Consider the following 20,282-nt stretch of genomic DNA (forward strand, 5'->3'; position numbering starts at 1 on the left):
TGTTTTGCCCTTGGCTTTGCAGTAGTTCTCTGCTATACTTTTTAATAAAAAATAATTTGTCGGAATCTTGAGATTTAAAATACAGGGGACCGGGGGCGGGTTTGGATGGCATGGAAGGCGAGCAGCAGCTCGTTGCGGCGGATGGCCGCGCAGTACACGCAGACGGCGGAGTTGATTCGCAGACAGGCGACGCAGGTGAAGGCGGTGCGCGAAGGGGTCGCCAGCGGCAAGGACGGTTGGGCAGGCGCGGGGGCGCAGGCCTTTTTCGCGCAGGCGGAGATCATGGTCCGCGACATGGCGAAGGCGCAGAATGCGTTTATGCGGACGGCGATGACGCTGCAGATGATGGCCGTTTGGAACGATGATCTGAAGAGCCTCAAGCGGCAGATCGAGCACATCGACGACCGGATCATGGACATCGCCCGCCGGGGACGGGCCAATATGGGCCTTGTCAACAACTACGGCGATTCGGAGCTGGCGCGGTTGCACTCGGAGCGGGAACAATTGCAGGCACGGCTCCATGACAGCGAACGCCGCTATGATGCGGAAGGCGAGCGCAAGTTTCAGGAGATCGCGGCGATGGCTTCGAAGATCGGAGAGCTGCAGCAACAGCTGCGTCTGGCGGCAGAGTCGGTCCACGGGCCGTTCCTTGGCGGCACGACGGCACCGGTCATGGTGCGCGTCCGTCCCGGCGACCGCAAGGGGCGGGAGAAGGTCGATTATCTGAACGATGTGATCCGGATGAATCAGATGGTCAAGGACTATTACAAAAAGAACCCGAACGCAAAAGGACCGAACGGCGAAAGCGCGGAGATGATGGTCAAGATGGCGCACGGTCTGATGGAGGAGTCCCGACGTCAGGGCGGCACGGTCGGGGTGCCGATCGTGTTTATGCACGGGCTGAACGGTGGCAAAGGCACGTTTAAAGACATGGTCACGGCTCTTGGCGGCGCATCGGGCATATATACGTACGAAGACGGCAAGGTGCGTTTCGATGCGGGCAGCAACACGTCGGGAGATCGTCCCGTCATCCAGTATGTGTTCGAGGACGGCGCGATGTCGTTTAAAAATCAGTCCAAGGCGTTCGGCAAGATGACCGACGAGGTGAAAGAGAAGTACGGAACGGAGTATATGATGGTCGTCACGCACAGCATGGGCGGGGTGATCACGACGAAGTATATCGAAGACACCGGAGGTCGCGACGTGACGAAGTTTGTAACGCTCGGCTCGCCGATCCTCGGGTCAAAGGCGGATGCGGCCGGACATGCGGTGATCTCGTCGATTCCGCTCTTGTTTGGGATCGAGCGGATCGTCGATCATTACCAGCCAGCGTATGAAGATCTCAACTACGGGTCGAAGGCGATCCGCGATCTTTATGACAACCGAGGCCATTTCAACGTGGGCACGGAGGTCTTTTCGGCGGCCGGCACCGGGGCGGGGTGGTTGGGAGACGGCGTGGTGACGGTCGACTCTGCGTTTGGACTGCGCGACTTTGCGTCACCTGGCAACTGGACGGGCAAGATCTACAAAGACTCGACGCACTCCGCGTTGCATGACAATCCGGAAGAGATCGTCGATTCGTTGAATTTCATTCTGTACGGGGAGGAACCGGAAAACCATGTCAAAGTCACGAAATAAGGCGGTCTTGCTGAACGTTGCCGTATTGCTGCCTGTGATGGTGTTGACGTATTGGGCTTCGATGCAAGGGCCGATGTTGCTGGCGGAGATGATCATCCTCGGGATGTTTGTGTTCCCGGCGGTATCGGTGATGTGCGGTCTTTTGTTGACCGGTCTGGTTTCGTTCGTGTTCCGGCTCGCTCCGTTTCGGCAGATGGTGCCTGCGCTGGCACTGTCTGCGGTCGTCGGTGTGGGACTGGTCGGGACGGCGATGGCGTTCGATGAGGTCAGCGATCATTATTTTCATGTGGCGATGCAAAAGGAAAAGCTGGAAGAGGCGGACGATAACGGGTGGGTCGGTCAGTATGGGATCGGGGATCACACTGTGGTGCTGGTCCACATCATGAAGCCTTCCTTCCTGCAGGGGGCAGTCGATCTGTACGGTCTGTATGACTCCTACTACACGAAAAAAAAGCTCTTGACGGAACTGCGCACGGAAGACGAATTGTGGGAGCAGTTACGGCGCGAGCAGAAACTGACGTCGGCTGTGTTGCTGGATGTGGAGATCGATGAGCGGTCGGGCGAGTTGCGGTTTTTCACGGAGGAGCCGACCGGCCAGTTTTGGGTGAAGGTGGGGGCAGAGCAGGGGCAGTTCAAATATCGCGACGTGCGCTTTGTGGAGTCGGAAGTGTTCAACGTGGAATAAGCAAAAAACCTCCTCGGGTGCGAGGAGGTTTTTTAGCGACCGCGCCGGTACATGTTGCGGTCGGTCATTTCGTAGCTGAGCGCGGCTTGCTCGACGCGGACGCCGATCTCTTCGAGGCCTTCGGAGAGGTCGTGGGCGGTCGGTTGCCAGCGGCGAAACCACATGCTGGCGAACGCATCCTGCGCTTTGCCTTCCCAGCCTGCTTGGTTGTGCAGGACGGTGCTGTGCAACTGCATCAGCTCTTGCGAAAAGTCTTGGCCGATCCGGTTGAGCTGGCCGTACGCTTCGTGCAGGCGGTCCGGGGACACGCGTATTTGAGCGGACATGACGAGAACTCCTTTTCTGCCGAGGTATGTACCTTAACGATAGCATAAAAGGAGTGGATCGTCAGCCATATTTTGACTGAAAATTCTAGCGTGTTTGGTAGGCGTGCAAGAACGTTTTCGCGGTGTGGTCACTCATCGTAGGCACTTGGTAGAGGCCGCGCGCGTTCATGTACTCAAACACTTCATACGCTTGGTAGTTGCAGGCGGTCGCGCCGTTGAGCAGCATCTGACGCACATACGGATCGGCGCATTCCAAGGAAGCCGCCATGTGGTTTTTCGCCGAGTTTTTGTGAGCGAGCAACACCGAGCGGGCGATCTGCGCGTCGTAGAATTGGCCGAGTTGGACATCCATCGGCGACTGGGGAGCCGGGTTGCGCAGACCGTACTGGATGCCGCCCGGCGAGGTGACTTGGGAAAATTGGACTTCAATCGGGGTGACAGCCGTCATATCGTGGGTGTAGGCGACCAGTTCGTTGTAGGCGCGGATGGCATGATTTCTGTGGCGCGAGATCAGGTCGATCAAGGTCGGGTCGGTCGCTTGATCCGAGTACGTTTGCAGATGATCGATCATGCAGATCTTTTCATTGAGGATTTCATGGACTTCCATCGCTTCGTGAGCACCAAACGGCACAGCAATCACTCTCCTTTGGGAATTTCCTCTATCAGCGTGTCTTGAGCCGCTGTTTTTTATGCAAAGTGGCGGTGCGGGAGAATGGGCATACTGACAGCATCTGAGAAACGAGAAGGAGATGATTCGGATGGGTAAGCGATTGTTGCAACCGCAGCCGGATTTTCAATATGAGCAGTCCTATGTCGCCCGCGACGGCCGGACGGTGACGTTGCGACCGGCGAGACCGGAGGATGCGAGAGCGATCTTGAAACGGATGGCGCGGGTGGTGCGCGAAGGGATCTATCTGCAGGAGGACGAGGACACGCTGGCGAGCGTGCGGGAAAAGGAAGAGGAGATCCGTAAAAGTGTCCGCGAAAACTCGATGTACACACTGGCGGTGGTCGACGGCGAGGTGGTGGGAGCGGCGATCTTAAAGCGCGGTCCGCTGGCGATGAACCGCCACACGGTCAACTACCGCATCTGGGTCGGCCCGAAACATCGCGGGCTCGGCATCGGCAAGCGATTTATGAAATACAGCATCGCGTGGTGCAAGGCGTACGGGGTGCGGAAGTTTTGCTTGGATGTGTTTTCGAATAATGACCGGGCGATTGAACTGTATCAACGATATGGATTTGTGTTGGAGGGGCGCAGGAAGGAGCAGTTTTATTTGGAGGGGAAGTATGTGGATGAGGTATTTATGAGTTTGTTTTTATGAAGTTTGTAGGTGGAACGAATCGCCCCTTATCGAAACTGTCGATAAGGGGCGATTCGTTTTCTATGACCGGGTGGTCTGATTTTGGAGTATCGTAGAGACAGGAGGTGTTGAACATGAACGACCAAAATCAAAACGAACGGCAACTCAAAGCCAAGGTGCAGGACGTGTTTGGCGCAAATGCGGAGAAATACGTGGCGAGCGAGATTCATTCGAAGCAGAGCGATCTGGATCAGATCGTGGAGTGGTTGCAGCCGCAAAAGGATTGGAGGGTACTGGATATCGCGACAGGCGGCGGGCATGTGGCGAAGGCGTTGGCAGGCAACGTCGGGACGGTGTATGCGGCCGATCTGACGCGCAAGATGCTGGAGGCGGCGAAAAAGCACCTGGACGAGTCCGGGTGTGAGAATGTGATGTATGTGGTTGCCGATGCGGAACGGCTGCCGTTTCTCGACGGGGTGTTCGATGCGGTGACCTGCCGGATCGCACCGCACCATTTTCCCCATCCGGAGCGGTTTGTGGCGGAGGCGGCCCGGGTGTTGAAACCGGGTGGGCGGATGATCCTGATCGACAACGTGGCGCCGGAGGATGACGATCTGGCCGCCTATATGAACAAGGTGGAGCAACTGCGCGACAGAAGTCATGTGCGCTGTGCGAAGGTGTCGGAGTGGAGCGCGTGGCTGACACAGGCGGGGATGATCGAGGAGCGGTCGCTGCAACGCCGCAAGGAGTTCAAGTTCCCGACGTGGGTGTTGCGCACGGCGGAAGATGCGGACCAACCGGCGGAGGTCGAGGCGTTTGTGCTGTCCGGAGGCGCGAAGGAGCATGCGTATTTTGATGTGAAGACGGAAGCGGGACGGGTGCAATCGTTTGAGATCGATGAATGGATGGGGATGTTTCGCAAGGCGTGCGTGTAACGGAGGAGCGATCCCTTTCGACTATTTTTTGGAAGGGGAGTGACTGACATGATTCATTTGTTGCACAGTCTGACTGTGTGGATCCTGATCGCGGCGTTGACGGTGTTCGCCGCCCCGGCGGATCGGGCGGCCGCTTGTTCGTGTGTCGGATTTACAACGCTGGAGGCGAAGGATGTTTCGGATGCGGTGTTTCGCGGGACGGTGACGGAGATCAAAAAGCCGTGGATGTCGAAAGGCACGGGAGACCTGGCGAAGATCACGCTGCAGGTGGAGGAGGTGTGGAAGGGAGCGGCGGTGCAAGAGATCGTCGTCTCTTCCGCCCTGTCTGAAGCGTCGTGCGGGGTGGAGTTTCGAGAGGGGGAGTCTTATCTCGTCTTTGCAAAAAACGATGGCGGGCGCTTGACCACATCCATCTGCAACGAAACGAAGAAACTGTCGCTTGCGAGTCAGGCATTGAAAGATCTCGGGTCAGGGCAGACGGATCTGATTCGAAATGAACTGGAGAAGACAGGGGAACAGACGGAGCGGAAGGAAACCGCCCCTGCCGATGATGTGGATCTCTTCACGCCGCTGTGGGCCGCGCTCGGGGGGACCGCGCTGCTCGGTGCGGCGTTGTGGGTGTTTGGCCGTCGCGGGCGGGATCGGAATCGGTAAATCGCCCTTGAAGAACAGGATGTCACAGATTGCCCACGCTTTTTTAAGAAAAATCTAATCCGTCTCTTCCATACTGAGGGTGTAAGGACGGTCGTCCGACACACAACCTCAAAACCGAAGGGATGGATGGAAGATGATGAATAAGAACACGAAGATGTGGATCGCAGCGGGGATCGTAGCTCTGATGGCGGGTACGGGTACGGCATTGGCTGCCACCGAGACTCCGGCGGCTCCGAGCAGCGATGCGGCACAAACGCAGGATCAAGTGGAAAAGTTTGACAATCGCGGCGAGATGAAAGGCGGCAAGTTCCTGATGAAAGGCGATCATCAAGCGTTGCTCGACTTCTTGAAGATCACCCACGAAGAGCTCCACACAGCGAGAGAAGCGCAGAAGTCGCTGCTCGACATCGCGACGGAGAAGGGTATCTCGAAGGATGCGCTGGTCGACTTCCTGCTGGAGAACCACACCAAGAGCATCGATCAAGCGGTGACCGACGGCAAGATCGACGCGGAAAAAGCGGCGGAGATCAAGAGCAAGCTGACCCGTGAGCAGATCGAAGAGCGGATCTCGCAAGCGGCTCCGGCGAAGCATGACGGCGAGAAGGGCTTCGGCGGTCCGGGCAAGATGATGATCGGCAAAAACAGCCAAGAGCTGCTCGATTTCCTGAAGCTCACCGAGGAGCAACTCCGCACGGCGATGCAAGCGGACAAGACGCTGCTCGACGTGGCGACCGATCAAGGCATCGAAAAAGATGCGCTGGTTACCTTCCTGCTGGACAGCCAGACCCAACACATCGACCAAGCGGTGACCGACGGCAAGATCGACGCTGAGAAAGCGGCGGAGATGAAGACCCACCTGACACGTGAGAAAATCGAAGCGATGATCTCCAGCAAAGGACCGGCATTTGGCAAAGGCGGCGCGCATGGCGGTCATCACGGCAAATTCCGCAAGGGTGCTCCGCAAGACGGCGCAGCGACCACCGAGCTACCGTCTGCACAAACGCAAGTCCAGCAACAATCGTACGAAGCGCTGTAAGCAACAAGTCAGACGCAACGTGTGCAAGAGATCGGAGGCGGGGTGGGCAACCGCCTCTCTTTTGTATACAATGATCGGTACAAGAGTGTGTGAAGAAGGCGAGGGACTGAGGGTGCGCATGTTGATCGTGGAGGACGACGCCGGGCTGCGCGATGCGGTGGTGACGGTGTTTGAGGAGGAGTCGTATCAGGTGGACACAGCCGGGGACGGTGAGGAGGGGCTGCTGTTGGCCGAGCAGGGGATCCATGATCTGCTCGTGCTCGACATCATGCTGCCAAGTCTGAGCGGCATCGAAATCGTCAAACGGCTGCGCAAAAAGGGGCAGACGGTGCCGATCCTGCTCCTGACTGCTCGTGACAGCGTCGCGGATCGGGTCAAAGGGCTCGATGCCGGCGCGGATGACTACGTGGTCAAGCCGTTTGCCGTGCAGGAACTGTTGGCCCGGGCGCGGGCGGTGCTCCGCCGCCACGGAACGCTCAATCCGGAAGGCGACATCAGCTATGACCGCCTGTCACTGCGCCCCAAATCGCACGATGGCTATGTGGACGACCAGCCGTTGAAACTGACCGCCAAAGAGTACAAGTTGCTGGAGTTTCTGTTGATGAACAAGGAGCAGATCCTGACGCGGGAGCAGATCTTTGACCGGGTGTGGGGCTTTGACGTGGACACAAGTTCCTCGGTCGTCGACGTCTACCTGCACTATCTGCGCAAAAAGCTCGCACCGGCGGGCTGCGATCACTTGTTGCGTACGGTGCGGGGCGTCGGCTACATGCTGTCGGGGAAAAGCTGATGTTCCAGAAGACGCGGGTGCGGCTCGCCCTTTTCAATGCGGCGGTCCTCTTTTTCCTCCTTGTGCTGGGCGGATCGGCCTTGTTTGTCTATACGAAACACCGGCTTTACCAAGGCATCGACGAAGACCTGGCCAGACGGGTCGCTCAGCAGCAGGTGCAGATCGGCCGCGGCGGTCTGAAACTGGTTGTGCGACCGCCACGCGGGGTCGATGAAGCGCCTGTGGCGACGTTGATCTGGGACGAGCGGGGCGCGTTGATCGCCTCGCTCCCGGAAGGAGCGGTGCCGGACGAATTTGTGGATGCGTTTGCAAAGCGGCTGGAGGCCGATGAGCCGCAGACGCTGGAGGTAGCCGGGCACAGCTTTCGTGCGCTGACGGTGAAACCGAACAGGCCGCCGTCCCTCTCTCAGGCCTCGTTTGCCTATCTGCAGATCATTCGCAACGTCGACGCGGAACAAGCGGTGCTCTCCAGGCTGTTGATCGGCATCATCGCCGGTTCGTTGCTCGGGGCCGGGCTGGCGGTGGCGGCCGGGTTTGTGCTGGCGGGACGGGCGCTGGTGCCGATCCGCGCCGCGTGGGAAAAGCAGCAGGAGTTCGTCGCCGACGCGTCACACGAACTGCGGACCCCGCTGGCGGTGGTGCGCACGCACACGGAGTTGTTGCTGCGCCATCCGGAACGCACGGTGCTGGAGTCGAGCCAGCAGATCTCGATGATCTTGAAAGAAACCCGCCGGATGAGCGGTCTCGTCGCCGACCTGCTGACGCTCGCCCGCTCCGACTCGGGCCAGATCGAACTGCGGATGGAACAGATGCAGATCGACCGGTTGCTGGCCGAGACGGCCGAGCAGTTTGAAGGGCTGGCCGAGTTGAAAGAGATCAGGCTGACGGCGGAGATCGAGCCGGATCTGACGCTTGTGGCGGATGAAGAGCGGCTGCGGCAGTTGTTCGTGATCTTGCTGGACAACGCGATCAAGTACACGCCGGAGGGCGGCCGAATCACGCTGTCATGCCGCCGTCACGCTCACGGGATCGAGGTGTCGGTCACCGACACGGGACACGGCATTGACCCGGACGATCTGCCGCAGATCTTCGACCGATTTTATCGCGGCGACAAGGCACGTCACCGGCAAGAGGGCGGCTACGGGCTCGGGCTCGCCATCGCCAAGTGGATCGTCGAAGCGCATCACGGCCGGATCAAAGTCGAAAGCCATCTCGGACAGGGGACGACGTTTTCGATCTCTTTCCCGCAGAAAAAGACGCCGAAAGGTTGATCCTTTCGGCGTCTTTTTTGGCAGGTGCGCGATCTAGTACACTCGTTTCGCACCCATATAGTGCGGGCCCCAGTAGGAATTGTCCATCGAGTAGATCCAGACCCCTTTGGATATCGTGGCGGAGATGAATTTATTATTGCCCATATAGAAGCCGACGTGCGAGATCACACCCCGCGACTCCATCGAGAAAAAGACGAGGTCGCCCGGGCGCAGGTTATTGCGCGAGACGGCAAATCCCCGGCGGTAGAGCTGCGAAGCGGTCGTGCGCGGTACGCTCCAGACGCCGTGCGAGGTGAACATGTAGTGGACATAGCCGGAGCAGTCGAAGCCTTGGCTTGGGCTCTCCGCACCCCAGACGTATTTGACCCCGATGTATTTGGTCGAATCGGCGATGATCTTTTTCTTGACCACCGCATGTTTGATCGCCGTGTTGGTGATCGGACCTGCGATGCCGTCCACTTTCAAAAGATACGCGGCTTGAAAGCGTTTAACGGCGGCGGCGGTGATCCAGCCGTAGTAGCCGGTGTTTCGAGAGTACGTAAAATAGCCCAGAGCGCGCAGATTTTGCTGGAGCTGCGTGACTTGCCAACCGCGCGAACCGATGCGAAGGGCGGGGGAGGTGGCGGTGGTGACCGCTTCCGGTTCGCCGCCGTTTGCTGCGAGGGCCGGTTTGATATCCGCAAAGACAGCGGTGAGCAACACCAGACTCAGCATCAGCCGACAGATGCGATGCATGAAGGTACGCATGAGACCTCTCTCCTTTGTGAGTTCGACTCTTCTCTCTTACCGTCACCATGCGAGAGGTCGCTCATGCGCGGAAATGTCAGGGAACCGATGGTCGGGCGTCCTGAAAAAAAGCCCTTTCCCGGAGCGGGAAAGGGCTTTTGGTGTGTTAGTTGGCAAATTCGAGCGCGCGCATCATGCGGTACAGCATGTCGGCCGCTTGGCCGCGATCCGCTTTGTGCGTCGGGTCGAACCGGTCCAGCGTCGGGCCAAAGAGGATCTGGTCTCGGACGCAGAGTGCTGCCGGGGACAGCGCATAGTCGCCGAGTTCGGCGCTGTGCGGGAGTCCGGCGAGCAGCGAGGATTGTTCGCTGTCGGTGATCGAGGTGTCATAGCCCGCATAGCGCAGGGCGCGGACGATCATCGTCGCCATCTCTTGCTCGGTGATCAGATCGTTCGGAGCAAAGACGCCGTCGCCGCGACCGTTGATCAACTGCGAGCGGAACGCGGCGACGACCGCCTCGGTGAACCAAGCGTCCTGCGGCACGTCGTCAAACATCGTCTCGATCTGCGGAGCGGGCGGTGCGGTCGGCGGCACAGCCGGGACGACCGGCGGAATGGCCGGCACGACATCGGAAGCGCCGTTGTCCGTCTCGGTGTCCGCATCCGGCGCGGTCGGATCAGGCGTCTCGGACGGCGGCGGTGTCGTCGGTTCGTTCGACGGGAGCTGCGGCTGCGGGAATCCGTTTGCTTGCACGGCCAGCGCTTTGACGATCATCTGAGCGAACTGGGCGCGGGTGACCGTCTCGTGCGGGCGGAACGTGCCGTCTTCAAATCCGTTGATCACCAGGCGTGTGGTCAAGGACTCGATGGACTGTTTCGCGTAATGGCTTTCCTCCACATCGGGGAAGGAAGACTCTTTTTTCAAGACGCCGAACGTGCCGTTGCCTTGATACTTGAACGTGGCGGTCGACGTTTCATTGCCGCTGTGGAACAGAGCCGGTACCGCAAGCATGCGGCCGGCCGCATCGAGGCGGAACCCGGTCAGCGACGCGAGGTTGCCGGAGCCGGACGGGAGCGGCACGGTCAGCGCGAGATAGCCGGATGTCCGGTCCAACTCGCCGAGCACACGGTCTTGCTCGTCGGTGAGCGAGACGCGCAGGGAGACGGGAGACATCTGCTGCCCGGTCGGAACCAGCGCGGTGGTCGGGCGCAGTTCGATCACCGCATAGGTGTCGGCGAGCGAAGAAGCAGAACGGCTGGAAGGCATCCCGGACAGTTCCGAGAGCGGCAGGGTAAACGAGCCGGCCTCGGAGAGCACCTGCACCTGCGCGTTGGCAGCAGAGCGGGCGAGCAGTTTATCGAGGATCTCGCCGCCGATCTTGATGCGCCAGCCGCCGGACTTCACGTCGAGCGGCAGCACGAGGCGGTACGCGTTGGTCGCGGTCACACCGGCGAGCACCGCCGTTTCGTCCAGTTGAACGTTGGTGATGGTGATGCCGTCCATCGACTCGGTCGTGGCCGAGATCTCGTCATCTGCCGCCGCGTACAGGTTGGCTTCCAGCCAGAACTGCTCCGTCGGGGAGGGCAGCGAGTCGAGCGAGTGGGCGTTGTTCAGCCCGAGGGTCTGCACCTTGATGAAATACCGGCCGCTGCGGGTGATCAGCTTGCTGAGGTCGGCGGTCGTCTGATCTTTTTCCGCCTGCACAAAACCGACGATGGCGCCCGACTCGGCGCGGTAGACACCGATGCGGTAGCCTTGATTGGCGGTCACCGCGCTCCACGTCGCGGTGCGACCGGAGTCGAGGGTGACGGTGGACGGAGCGGCAAGGGAGGCCAGTTTGAGCGAACGGATCGAAGAGGATGCCGACTCGGCCGAATCGCGGATCGTTTGACCGTCGCCGCGGGCGATCAGTCGCACATAGTAGCTGCCTGCTGCCGGGATCAACCGTTTGACGTCATAGGTCGTCGAGTCTTTGGCGAGGTCGTAGGAGGTGACCAGCGTCTGGCTCGGCGAGTGGTAGACGTGGAGCGTATAGCCTTCGTTCGGAACGTTTTTCCAGGTGACCGTGCCGTCGGTGGCGAGCACAGGCGCTGCCGGTGCGTTCAGGGTGACCGAATAGGAGATCGTCAGCACGTTTGACTTTGCCGACGCGAGCGAGTTGATGTGGATGGCGGTGTTGGCGCTGGTTGCCGTCACCTTGACATAGTAGGTGCCGTTTTTGTTGGCCAACACGCTGTCGATCGACGCGGAAGACGCATCGAATGAGGTGCGCACGTCACCGATCACTTTGTTGGTCACCGCATCGAAGACTTGGATCATATAGCCGGATGCGTTCGGGCTTTGGGTCCAGGTGACCATGCGGTCGCCTTTTATCATCACGTTCGTCGGCGTCGCCAGCCTCGTGGCGGCTGCCAGAGCCGTATCGGGGGTCGCGAGCGGCAGAACGGGGACGGCCAGCAGGGCCGCCGCCAACAACAGCGGGAACGTTTTACGTTTCATTTGATTCCTCCATCTTCTTCATTAGCCATTTCATGCCAAGACTGTCTGCCACTTTTTCGACATCAGAAGTCAAATTCCTTGTGTGAAAATCTTTTTGAACTTGTAGAGATATATTTATATCTGGTACAATACGCCTAATTGCAGTTTTCGTTCTGGATTTATAGCAGGGAGGAAACCATCTATGAAGCGGAATCTGGTCACGACGCAGATTCTCGTTCGCGTGGGCTTTGTCATGGCTGTGATCGGCATCGTGACAGCACTGGTGACCATTTGGTTCACCAAGGCGGAGGTGGAAAACTATCTCGCCAGCGAAGTGCATGCGAGCAAAGAGGTGATCGCCAGCGCGATGGATTCCAACCAGCGCGCAGCTCAGACGGTGGAGCGGCTGGTCGAGCGCAGGCTCTCCACCGTGTCGGCGGCGATCGCGAAGGCGTTGGCCGATAAAAAGACGGCGGACGAGGTCAGCCGGGAAGAACTGGAGCAGTTGAAGGAAGAGTTTCACCTGTTTGACATCTCCCTGTTCGAGCGCAAGGGTGACGATATCGTGATCACCCAATCGACCGACTCGATGGAATTGGGGCTGAGCACCAAGGGCTGGGGGTATTGGCACACGGCGTTTCAGCAGTTGATGAGCGGTCTGACGGTCGATGTCGGCAAAGGCTACAGCGAACGGCATTTCTGGGTCGGACCGATCTCCAAGTCGGAGTGGGACGACAAATATTTAAAATACGCTTACTATTACGACGGCACGACTTCCTACATGATCAATCCGTACGTGCTCGATCAGGAACTCTATCAGCTCACCCGTGAGTTTGGGCCTTCGCAGATGATCGAGAAACTGGTCAGCGAGAATCCGACCATTGAAGAGATCGCCGTGATCAACGTGCCCGCCTGGATGAAAGGCGAGGCCAACGTGATCGTCGAGCCGGATGTCGATACGCCGGTGCTGTTCGGCCGTCATGAACATCTCGTGCCGGAAGACCGCGAGATGCTGGAGAAGACGATGCTAGACGGTGACGAGCGCCATGTCACGTTTGTGGAGGACGGCCTGCAGAAGGCAAAATACTACCTGCCGATGGATGACCAGCGGGTGATGGCTCTGACGGCCAACTACACGCGGCACGCGACGATGGAGCGGCGCTTGGTGGCGTTGCTCGCTGTAGCGTTTTTCTGCTGTTTTGTAATCATCATCTTGACGGTGCGGGTGATCGCGATCCGCCGACTGCAACCTTTGCAACAGATCGAAGCGTACCTGGCCCGGATCGCGGAAGGGGACTTCTCGACCGATCTCGATGTGCGGGAAAATAACGAGCTGGGCTGGCTGGCCCGGCAGATCAGCGCGATGGCGGCCAAGTTGAACCTGCTGATCGAAGAGGTCAACTCCAAGGCGCAAGATGCGATCACGCAGATGGCCTTTTACGACGACCTGACCAACCTGCCGAACCGCCGTCTGTTCAAGCGGCGGCTGCAGGCGGCGATGGCGGAGGCGGAACTGCGCGGCGAGATGATGGCCGTGATGTTCCTCGACCTCGATCGATTTAAGTTTGTCAACGACTCGCTCGGTCACACGACGGGCGATCTGCTCTTGCAAAATGTGGCCAAGCGGCTGTCCGGGGTGTTGCCGGAACACGCGATCCTCGCCCGGATGGGCGGCGATGAGTTTACGATCTTGCTGCCGAAGGTGGAAGGGGACAGCGACTGCGTGGTCGTGGCCCGCTCGATCCTCGACGGATTTGAGATCCCGTTGCGCTTTGACAACCATGAGTTCCGGCTGTCGACGAGCATCGGCATCGCCGTCTATCCGCGAGACGGCGAGGACGACACGACCTTGCTGAAAAACGCCGATGCGGCGATGTATCACGCCAAAGAGAGCGGACGCAACAACTTCCAGCTCTACTCGCGGACGATGAACGCGACGATTCTCGAACAGCTCCAGTTGGAGCAAAGCCTGCACCAAGCTTTGGAGTTGGAGGAGTTTGTGTTGTACTACCAGCCGCAAGTCAACGTCTACACCGGCAAGATGATCGGCATGGAAGCGTTGATCCGCTGGAACCACCCGGAGCACGGCATGATCTCGCCGGCACTGTTCATCCCGATTGCGGAAAACACCGGGCTGATCGAGCCGATCGGTGACTGGGTGCTGCGCAGAGCCTGCCGTCAATTGATCGAATGGCAGGAGGCGGGACTGCCGCCGGTCTGCGTCGCGGTCAATCTGTCGGCGCGTCAGTTCCAAAAGCAAAACTTCGTCGAACAGATCGCCGAGGTGCTGCAAGAGACGGGCCTTGATCCGCAATATCTGGAGTTGGAGGTCACCGAGTCGCTGGCGATGACGCACGCCGACCGGGCTGTCTCCAAACTCTATGAGTTGAAACATCTCGGGGTCAAACTGTCGATTGACGACTTTGGCACCGGCTACTCCTCGCTGAACTATCTCAAGCGCTTCCCCATCGACACGCTGAAGATCGATCGCTCCTTCGTCGGTGACATCACGTCCAACGAAGGCGATGCCACCATCGTCACGACGATCATCGCGATGGCGCACACGCTGGAGATGAAGGTGATCGCCGAGGGCGTGGAAAACGAGGAGCAGCTCGAATTCCTTTATGGACAAGGCTGCGACCAGATGCAAGGGTATCTGTTCTCGCCGCCGCGTCCGGCGGAGGAGATCGAAAAGATGCTGCGCGGCGGTCTGGACAATTTCTACACGCGTCGGATCGAAACATAAATTTGAACGGATCGGTCAGTGGGCGGTGCTGAGAACTGGCGTTTCGCGGAAAATTTTTGTATCATGACAGAAAGCAGGGAGGGTGTCAGATGCAAAAAGCGATTGAATTGCAACATGACGGCATGACGCTGCGCGGCATGGAGCACGTGCCCACGCACCGCGAAGGCGAGCGGCTGCCGGCTGTGATCTTGTTCCACGGCTTCACCGGCAACATCTCGTCGATGCATGGGATGTTTGTCAAGCTGAGCCGGGAGCTGGCGAAACAAGGCGTCGCGGCGTTCCGCTATGATTTTCTCGGCAACGGGGAGAGCGACGGCGACCACCGGGACATGACCGTCTCCCGCGAGATCGAGGAAGCGCAAGCGATCCTCGACTCGGTGCGCCAAGATCCGCGCATCGACCCGGAGCGCATCTCGCTGCTCGGCATCTCGCTCGGCGGCTTGGTGGCGAGCGTCGTCGGCGGCCTGCGCCACGATCAAGTCTACAAACTGGCTTTGCTCTGCGCGGCGGGCAACATGTACGAACTGGTCAAAGACATGGTCGAGGCGTCTCTGGCGATCCCGGATCTGGTCTACGTCGACCACGGCGGCTATCTGATCGGCCGGGCGTTCGGCGAGGATATCAAGCTGCTCAACGTGTTTGAGGACGCCAAAGCATTCAAAGGCGATGTGTTGCTCGTCCACGGCACGAAAGATCTGATGGTGCCGTTTGACATGTCGAAGATGTATCAGAGCATGGTCTACGGCGGCCGCGCGACCCTGCATGCGGTGGAAGGCGCCGATCACACGTTTAACAAGCACGAATGGGAACAAGAAGTGATCCGTACGGTCGTCGAGTTCCTGGCGCCCTAGTGAATGAGGAGGCAAAACCCGGTTGCGGCCGGGTTTTTTCTTTGGCTGCGTGCCGACCTTGACAGGGCGGGGGAATCCTTTGTATGATATTTGGTAAGATGGAACATAAGTTGAGTTGAAGTGTTGAGTGAAGAAACGACAGACCCCTGAGAGCAGAGTTGAGAGCAAGACCCTGAGAGCAAGATCTGAGATGAGCCGAGAGGAGCCGAGGAGAAAAGGGTGTCGTCTGTCCACATAGAGGGACACACCCCTGACCAGGTACGCCTTTTGCGGACGCTGGTTTTTTCGCGTGTCTTCGGCTCAAATAAGCGGAGAAGAGGTGTGGGTCCCATGATCGTCGTGATTGATAATTATGATTCGTTTACTTACAACATCGTGCAATACTTGCGCGAACTGGATGCTTCTGTGCATGTGACGCGCAATGACAAGATCACCATAGAAGAGCTGGAAGAGCTGCGCCCGACGCATCTGCTGATCTCACCCGGCCCGTGCACCCCGAACGAAGCGGGGATCTCGATGGAGGCGATCCGCCATTTTGCCGGACGCATCCCCGTGCTGGGCGTGTGTCTGGGACATCAGGCGATCGGCCAAGTGTTTGGCGGCCAGGTCGTCAAGGCGGAGAAGATGATGCACGGCAAAACGTCAAAGTTGCAGCATGACGGCAACGGCCTGTTTGAAGGGGTGCCGAGCCCGTTCACGGCCACGCGCTATCACTCGCTGATCGTCGAGCCAAAGTCGCTGCCCGATTGTTTTGAGGTGACGGCCAAGAGCGAGGACGGCGAGATCATGGCGATGCGCCACAAAGAGCTGGATGTGGTCGGCGTGCAGTTTCATCCGGAGTCGATCCTCACCGAGGGCGGCCTGACGATACTGGCCAACTTTGTCAATGGCAAGACGGGGGTGCCGGCATGAGCGCGTATCCGTCCCCGGGCAAGATCCCGGTTCGCACGCATCACCGCACCTACCGCCGCATCTGCGAATCGTTCGAAGTGTTTCAAGCGCTGACGAAGGAGTATGGCATGGAAAGCGCGTTTTTGCTCGACTCGGTCAAGGATATTCACAGCCGCTACTGCGCGTCGAGCATCGCGTTGTTCCCGCAGTTGACGGTGAAGGTCAAAGGGCGTTCGCTGGCGTTGACCGGGCCGCTCGCCTCGCGGGTGCAACCGCGTCTGGAAGAGATCGAACCGGATCTTTGCCTGTTTACCGGCAGCGTGTCGGCCTTGCTCGACGGTGTGATCGACAGCTTTGACCTGCTCGACCGGCAGACGATGGCCAAATATTCGTTCGGATTTGTCGGCCATTTCTCGTACGACTCGATCCGGTATTTTGAGCAGATCCCGAAAACGACAGCCGACGATCTGGCGACAGACGACATCCGTCTGCAGGTGCATCAGGTAGTGCTGCACTTTGAACAGGAGATGATCCATGTGATCATCAACGAGATCGAAGGAGTGCCGACTCCGAGTTTTGAGGAGATCGAGGCGTTTATTCGCCTATATGAGGAGCCGGAGTTTGAAGGATATGACGCCGGCCTTCTGCATGTGGAAGAAGACGTGCAGGAAGCCGAGTTTCTCCGGCGGGTCGACCGGGCAAAAGAGTACATTCGTGAAGGCGATGTGTTCCAAGTCGTTATCTCCAAGCGCAACCGGATCGTCGGGAAGGTCGACTCGATGCAGATGTACTGCAACCTCAAAAAACTGAACCCGTCGCCTTACATGTACTACGTGGACTACGGGGATTACAAGATCTTCGGCACGTCGCCGGAGATGCAGATCCGCCTCGAACAGGGTGTGGTGCAGATGCGACCCATCGCCGGAACGTCGAAAGGGAAAGGCACGCGCCCGGAGGAGAACATCCAACTGATCGAGCGGTTGCGCAACGACGAGAAAGAGCGGGCGGAGCATCTGATGCTGATCGACCTGTGCCGCAACGATCTGGGCCGCGTGTCGGTGCCCGGCTCGATCTATGTGAAAGACTTCATGATCATCGAGGAGTACTCACATGTCTATCACATGGTCTCGACGGTGGAAGGGCGCGTGGAGACCAACCGCTCGCTGTTCGACATCTTCCTCTCCACCTTCCCGGCCGGCACGCTGACCGGTACGCCGAAAGTGCGGGCGATGGAGATCATCGATGAGTTGGAGGACTTTGACCGCGGTCCGTACGGCGGCGTGCTCGGGTTTATTGATTTCCTGGGCAATATGAACACGGCGATCGTGATCCGCACCATCGTCCAAAAAGGCGACACGTGCTACCTGCAGGCCGGGGCAGGCATCGTCGCCGATTCCGATCCCTTGCAGGAATGGCAAGAGACCGACCATAAGCTCGGCGCGTTGCGCGTCACGGCGCTCAAGCAGGCGGCCGGCGTGAAAAAATAACGGATAAAACGTCAGACCGGCCGGGAAACTACAGCGTACAGGAGGTGTCTCTGATGCGACTGTACAGTGGTTTCTTGGCCGGTCTGTTTTTGTTGGCTGCGCTGTTTGCGCCGATGCATCACGCGCAGATTCACCAGCCTATGAGCGATTCCTATATCTTGATCGACAAATCGGAGAACAAGTTGACGTATTACTATTACAAACAGCCGATCCGCACGTTCAAAGTGGCGACCGGTGCCAACCCGGCCGATACGCCAAACGGCGTGTTTGAAGTGGTGATGATGGTGAAAAATCCGTGGTACCTCAAGAAAAACATCCCCGGCGGCGACCCGGACAATCCGCTGGGCGTGCGCTGGATCGGAATCGAGGTGCCGGGTACGGACGGATCAAAATATGGCATCCACGGGACGAACCGTCCGGACTCCATCGGCAACCATGTGTCGGCCGGATGTGTGCGGATGACCAACGGCGATGTGTCGTGGCTGTACGACCGGGTGAAAGTCGGCACGCTGGTGGAGATCGTCGATTGATCGGATGGACAAGGCGAGCGTTTTTCCGCTAGAGTAGTAGAGATACTTTCTACGGTGCTCCTGCGGAAAAACGCTTTTTTGTACGAGTTTTGTAACAGTTGAAATGTCAGGAATATGGTATAATCTTGTCGAACTTTCTGTACTTTTCGCAGATGATAGGGAGCAAAGACACGATATAGAAGGGCATGATCGAGATGCAGAGCAGAAGAGACCGGACGCGACCCGGTTCCGGCCAGAAGAAAAAGTTTTGGCAGTCGCGCAAATTTCGCTGGGGCCTCGGCATCTTTTTGGTGTTGCTGCTGGTGATCGGTTTGGTATATGCGTACTACATCAACAACTTCCTGAACCAGATCCAGGTGCCGAAAAATCCGGATCAACGCGAGGTGAAGGAAGTGGAGAAATGGTCGGGCACCGACCCGGTCAATATCGTGCTGTTCGGTGTGGACAACCGGGACAATGATAAAAACCCGCGCTCCGACAGTATTTTGATCGCCAGCATCGACCCGGTCACGAAGAAGGCCAAGGTGATGTCGGTGATGCGTGATACGTGGGTGCAGATCCCCGAAGGCTACGGCAAGGAAAAGATCAACGCTGCGTTTGCACTCGGCGGACCGGACCTTGCGATCAAGACATTGAAAGAATTTTTGCAGATCCCGATCCATTATTATGTGAAGACCGACTTCCAAGGCTTTATCGGCATCGTCGATGCGCTCGGCGGAGTGGAGATCGATGTGGAGAAGCCGCTGCACTACAACGATGACGGGGTGTACGACATCAACCTCAAACAGGGGTTGCAACGTCTGGACGGGCAGCATGCGCTGATGTATGTGCGCTTCCGTTATGATGCGATGGCAGACTTTGCCCGCACGGAACGCCAGCGAAAGTTCTTGGAGGCGGTGGCCAACGAGATCAGCTCGCCGGCGACGCTTTTGAAGGTGCCAAAGCTCCTTGAAGCGATTGGGCCGTATATCGAGACAAACATTTCCAAGTCGGACATGGTCAAGCTTGGGATGCTCGCTCGAGAGGTGGACAGTTCTGCGTTGGAGTCGATGCAGGTGCCGCCGATGGAGACGTTGCGCGAAGGCACTGCTGGCGGCGGGCAGTCGGTGTTGATTCCGAACATCTATGAGACGCAAGTGAAGGTCTATGAGTTTTTGGGGCTCGACCCGTCGAAGTTGGACAAAACTCCGAACAACCAGCCGTCTGAGTATTATCAGCCGGAGCCGGTAGTGCCGGACAACCCGAAGATCGAACCGGATACGCCGACCCCGACCGTTCCGGAGACGAAGGAGCCGACACCGGGCACGGGAACGGGCGGCACGAAGACGCCGGGCACCGGGACAGGCACGACGCCGGGTACGGGTGGCGGCACGACGACGCCGGGTACGGGCGGCGGCACGACGACGCCGGGTACGGGCGGTCGAGACAAACATTTCCAAGTCGGACATGGTCAAGCTTGGGATGCTCGCTCGAGAGGTGGACAGTTCTGCGTTGGAGTCGATGCAGGTGCCGCCGATGGAGACGTTGCGCGAAGGCACTGCTGGCGGCGGGCAGTCGGTGTTGATTCCGAACATCTATGAGACGCAAGTGAAGGTCTATGAGTTTTTGGGGCTCGACCCGTCGAAGTTGGACAAAACTCCGAACAACCAGCCGTCTGAGTATTATCAGCCGGAGCCGGTAGTGCCGGACAACCCGAAGATCGAACCGGATACGCCGACCCCGACCGTTCCGGAGACGAAGGAGCCGACACCGGGCACGGGAACGGGCGGCACGAAGACGCCGGGCACCGGGACAGGCACGACGCCGGGTACGGGTGGCGGCACGACGACGCCGGGTACGGGCGGCGGGACGACGACGCCGGGTACGGGCGGCGGGACGACGACGCCGGGTACGGGCGCCGGGACGACGACGCCGGGTACGGGCGGCGGGACGA

Annotated in this window: 19 protein-coding genes; 15 read left to right on the top strand and 4 right to left on the bottom strand. The window is 58.7% G+C overall.

What is annotated here, in order from left to right:
- The first annotated feature begins 105 nt into the window (after nucleotides 1–105).
- On the top strand, nucleotides 106–1,638 hold the full coding sequence (locus OS242_RS13455; RefSeq protein ID WP_267152194.1) for an alpha/beta hydrolase: 1,533 nt from the start codon (nucleotides 106–108) through the stop codon (nucleotides 1,636–1,638).
- Nucleotides 1,619–2,323, top strand: a complete 705-nt coding sequence (locus tag OS242_RS13460; protein ID WP_267152195.1) for a hypothetical protein — start codon at nucleotides 1,619–1,621, stop codon at nucleotides 2,321–2,323. Before OS242_RS13455 ends, OS242_RS13460 begins: the two co-directional genes overlap by 20 nt.
- A gap of 32 nt (nucleotides 2,324–2,355) precedes the next feature.
- Here the strand turns inward: OS242_RS13460 and OS242_RS13465 are convergent, their stop codons facing one another.
- Nucleotides 2,356–2,649 (bottom strand): WXG100 family type VII secretion target, encoded by a 294-nt coding sequence (locus OS242_RS13465; protein WP_267152196.1) that lies wholly within the window; start codon nucleotides 2,647–2,649, stop codon nucleotides 2,356–2,358.
- A gap of 85 nt (nucleotides 2,650–2,734) precedes the next feature.
- Nucleotides 2,735–3,280, bottom strand: a complete 546-nt coding sequence (locus OS242_RS13470; RefSeq protein ID WP_267152197.1) for a spore coat protein — start codon at nucleotides 3,278–3,280, stop codon at nucleotides 2,735–2,737.
- 127 nt (nucleotides 3,281–3,407) lie between these two features.
- On the opposite strand from OS242_RS13470, the gene OS242_RS13475 reads away from it, so the two are divergent.
- The 6 genes from OS242_RS13475 (at nucleotide 3,408) to OS242_RS13500 (ending at nucleotide 8,639) form a co-directional block, all read left to right on the top strand.
- Nucleotides 3,408–3,974 (top strand): GNAT family N-acetyltransferase, encoded by a 567-nt coding sequence (locus OS242_RS13475; protein WP_267152198.1) that lies wholly within the window; start codon nucleotides 3,408–3,410, stop codon nucleotides 3,972–3,974.
- Between the two features lie 113 nt (nucleotides 3,975–4,087).
- Nucleotides 4,088–4,888 (top strand): class I SAM-dependent methyltransferase, encoded by an 801-nt coding sequence (locus OS242_RS13480; protein ID WP_267152199.1) that lies wholly within the window; start codon nucleotides 4,088–4,090, stop codon nucleotides 4,886–4,888.
- A gap of 48 nt (nucleotides 4,889–4,936) precedes the next feature.
- Nucleotides 4,937–5,542, top strand: coding sequence for a hypothetical protein (locus tag OS242_RS13485; RefSeq protein ID WP_267152200.1), 606 nt, complete (start codon nucleotides 4,937–4,939; stop codon nucleotides 5,540–5,542).
- Between the two features lie 133 nt (nucleotides 5,543–5,675).
- The gene (locus OS242_RS13490) at nucleotides 5,676–6,578 is read left to right on the top strand and encodes a hypothetical protein (protein WP_267152201.1); all 903 of its coding nucleotides are present in this window, start codon (nucleotides 5,676–5,678) and stop codon (nucleotides 6,576–6,578) included.
- A gap of 112 nt (nucleotides 6,579–6,690) precedes the next feature.
- Nucleotides 6,691–7,368, top strand: a complete 678-nt coding sequence (locus OS242_RS13495) for a response regulator (RefSeq protein ID WP_267152202.1) — start codon at nucleotides 6,691–6,693, stop codon at nucleotides 7,366–7,368.
- Nucleotides 7,368–8,639, top strand: coding sequence for a sensor histidine kinase (locus OS242_RS13500; RefSeq protein ID WP_267152203.1), 1,272 nt, complete (start codon nucleotides 7,368–7,370; stop codon nucleotides 8,637–8,639). The genes OS242_RS13495 and OS242_RS13500 overlap by 1 nt, the downstream gene beginning before the upstream one ends.
- Nucleotides 8,640–8,672: 33 nt before the next feature.
- On the opposite strand, the gene OS242_RS13505 is transcribed toward OS242_RS13500, so the two are convergent.
- On the bottom strand, nucleotides 8,673–9,386 hold the full coding sequence (locus OS242_RS13505; RefSeq protein WP_267152204.1) for a C40 family peptidase: 714 nt from the start codon (nucleotides 9,384–9,386) through the stop codon (nucleotides 8,673–8,675).
- Between the two features lie 145 nt (nucleotides 9,387–9,531).
- Entirely contained in the window at nucleotides 9,532–11,865 is a 2,334-nt protein-coding gene (locus OS242_RS13510; protein WP_267152205.1) for an S-layer homology domain-containing protein, read from the bottom strand.
- A 181-nt stretch (nucleotides 11,866–12,046) separates the two neighbouring features.
- Between OS242_RS13510 and OS242_RS13515 the strand changes: the two genes are divergently transcribed.
- The 7 genes from OS242_RS13515 to OS242_RS13545 all read left to right on the top strand — a co-directional run.
- Entirely contained in the window at nucleotides 12,047–14,590 is a 2,544-nt protein-coding gene (locus tag OS242_RS13515) for a putative bifunctional diguanylate cyclase/phosphodiesterase (RefSeq protein ID WP_267152206.1), read from the top strand.
- Between the two features lie 89 nt (nucleotides 14,591–14,679).
- Nucleotides 14,680–15,441, top strand: coding sequence for an alpha/beta hydrolase (locus OS242_RS13520; protein WP_267152207.1), 762 nt, complete (start codon nucleotides 14,680–14,682; stop codon nucleotides 15,439–15,441).
- A 330-nt stretch (nucleotides 15,442–15,771) separates the two neighbouring features.
- Complete coding sequence (locus OS242_RS13525; RefSeq protein ID WP_267152208.1) at nucleotides 15,772–16,353, top strand: anthranilate synthase component II; 582 nt, start codon at nucleotides 15,772–15,774, stop codon at nucleotides 16,351–16,353.
- Nucleotides 16,350–17,819, top strand: coding sequence for an anthranilate synthase component I family protein (locus tag OS242_RS13530; RefSeq protein WP_267152209.1), 1,470 nt, complete (start codon nucleotides 16,350–16,352; stop codon nucleotides 17,817–17,819). Before OS242_RS13525 ends, OS242_RS13530 begins: the two co-directional genes overlap by 4 nt.
- Before the next feature lie 53 nt (nucleotides 17,820–17,872).
- Entirely contained in the window at nucleotides 17,873–18,349 is a 477-nt protein-coding gene (locus OS242_RS13535; RefSeq protein WP_267152210.1) for a L,D-transpeptidase, read from the top strand.
- Nucleotides 18,350–18,543: 194 nt separating this feature from the next.
- Nucleotides 18,544–19,929, top strand: coding sequence for an LCP family protein (locus OS242_RS13540; protein ID WP_267152211.1), 1,386 nt, complete (start codon nucleotides 18,544–18,546; stop codon nucleotides 19,927–19,929).
- Nucleotides 19,841–20,282, top strand: a 442-nt coding sequence (locus OS242_RS13545) for a hypothetical protein (protein WP_267152212.1), incomplete at its 3' end; no start/stop codon positions are given. The genes OS242_RS13540 and OS242_RS13545, both read left to right, overlap by 89 nt.

The organism is Tumebacillus lacus (assembly GCF_026410385.1).
Classification (GTDB): Bacteria; Bacillota; Bacilli; order Tumebacillales; family Tumebacillaceae; genus Tumebacillus; species Tumebacillus lacus.

What these genes read in the sequence shown, in the direction of transcription:
- OS242_RS13455 (WP_267152194.1), top strand. Translation starts at nt 106, where the DNA reads ATGGCATGGAAGGCGAGCAGCAGCTCGTTGCGGCGGATGGCCGCGCAG.
- OS242_RS13460 (WP_267152195.1), top strand. Translation starts at nt 1,619, where the DNA reads ATGTCAAAGTCACGAAATAAGGCGGTCTTGCTGAACGTTGCCGTATTG.
- OS242_RS13465 (WP_267152196.1), bottom strand. Translation starts at nt 2,649, where the DNA reads ATGTCCGCTCAAATACGCGTGTCCCCGGACCGCCTGCACGAAGCGTAC.
- OS242_RS13475 (WP_267152198.1), top strand. Translation starts at nt 3,408, where the DNA reads ATGGGTAAGCGATTGTTGCAACCGCAGCCGGATTTTCAATATGAGCAG.
- OS242_RS13480 (WP_267152199.1), top strand. Translation starts at nt 4,088, where the DNA reads ATGAACGACCAAAATCAAAACGAACGGCAACTCAAAGCCAAGGTGCAG.
- OS242_RS13485 (WP_267152200.1), top strand. Translation starts at nt 4,937, where the DNA reads ATGATTCATTTGTTGCACAGTCTGACTGTGTGGATCCTGATCGCGGCG.
- OS242_RS13490 (WP_267152201.1), top strand. Translation starts at nt 5,676, where the DNA reads ATGATGAATAAGAACACGAAGATGTGGATCGCAGCGGGGATCGTAGCT.
- OS242_RS13500 (WP_267152203.1), top strand. Translation starts at nt 7,368, where the DNA reads ATGTTCCAGAAGACGCGGGTGCGGCTCGCCCTTTTCAATGCGGCGGTC.
- OS242_RS13505 (WP_267152204.1), bottom strand. Translation starts at nt 9,386, where the DNA reads ATGCGTACCTTCATGCATCGCATCTGTCGGCTGATGCTGAGTCTGGTG.
- OS242_RS13510 (WP_267152205.1), bottom strand. Translation starts at nt 11,865, where the DNA reads ATGAAACGTAAAACGTTCCCGCTGTTGTTGGCGGCGGCCCTGCTGGCC.
- OS242_RS13515 (WP_267152206.1), top strand. Translation starts at nt 12,047, where the DNA reads ATGAAGCGGAATCTGGTCACGACGCAGATTCTCGTTCGCGTGGGCTTT.
- OS242_RS13520 (WP_267152207.1), top strand. Translation starts at nt 14,680, where the DNA reads ATGCAAAAAGCGATTGAATTGCAACATGACGGCATGACGCTGCGCGGC.
- OS242_RS13525 (WP_267152208.1), top strand. Translation starts at nt 15,772, where the DNA reads ATGATCGTCGTGATTGATAATTATGATTCGTTTACTTACAACATCGTG.
- OS242_RS13530 (WP_267152209.1), top strand. Translation starts at nt 16,350, where the DNA reads ATGAGCGCGTATCCGTCCCCGGGCAAGATCCCGGTTCGCACGCATCAC.
- OS242_RS13535 (WP_267152210.1), top strand. Translation starts at nt 17,873, where the DNA reads ATGCGACTGTACAGTGGTTTCTTGGCCGGTCTGTTTTTGTTGGCTGCG.
- OS242_RS13540 (WP_267152211.1), top strand. Translation starts at nt 18,544, where the DNA reads ATGCAGAGCAGAAGAGACCGGACGCGACCCGGTTCCGGCCAGAAGAAA.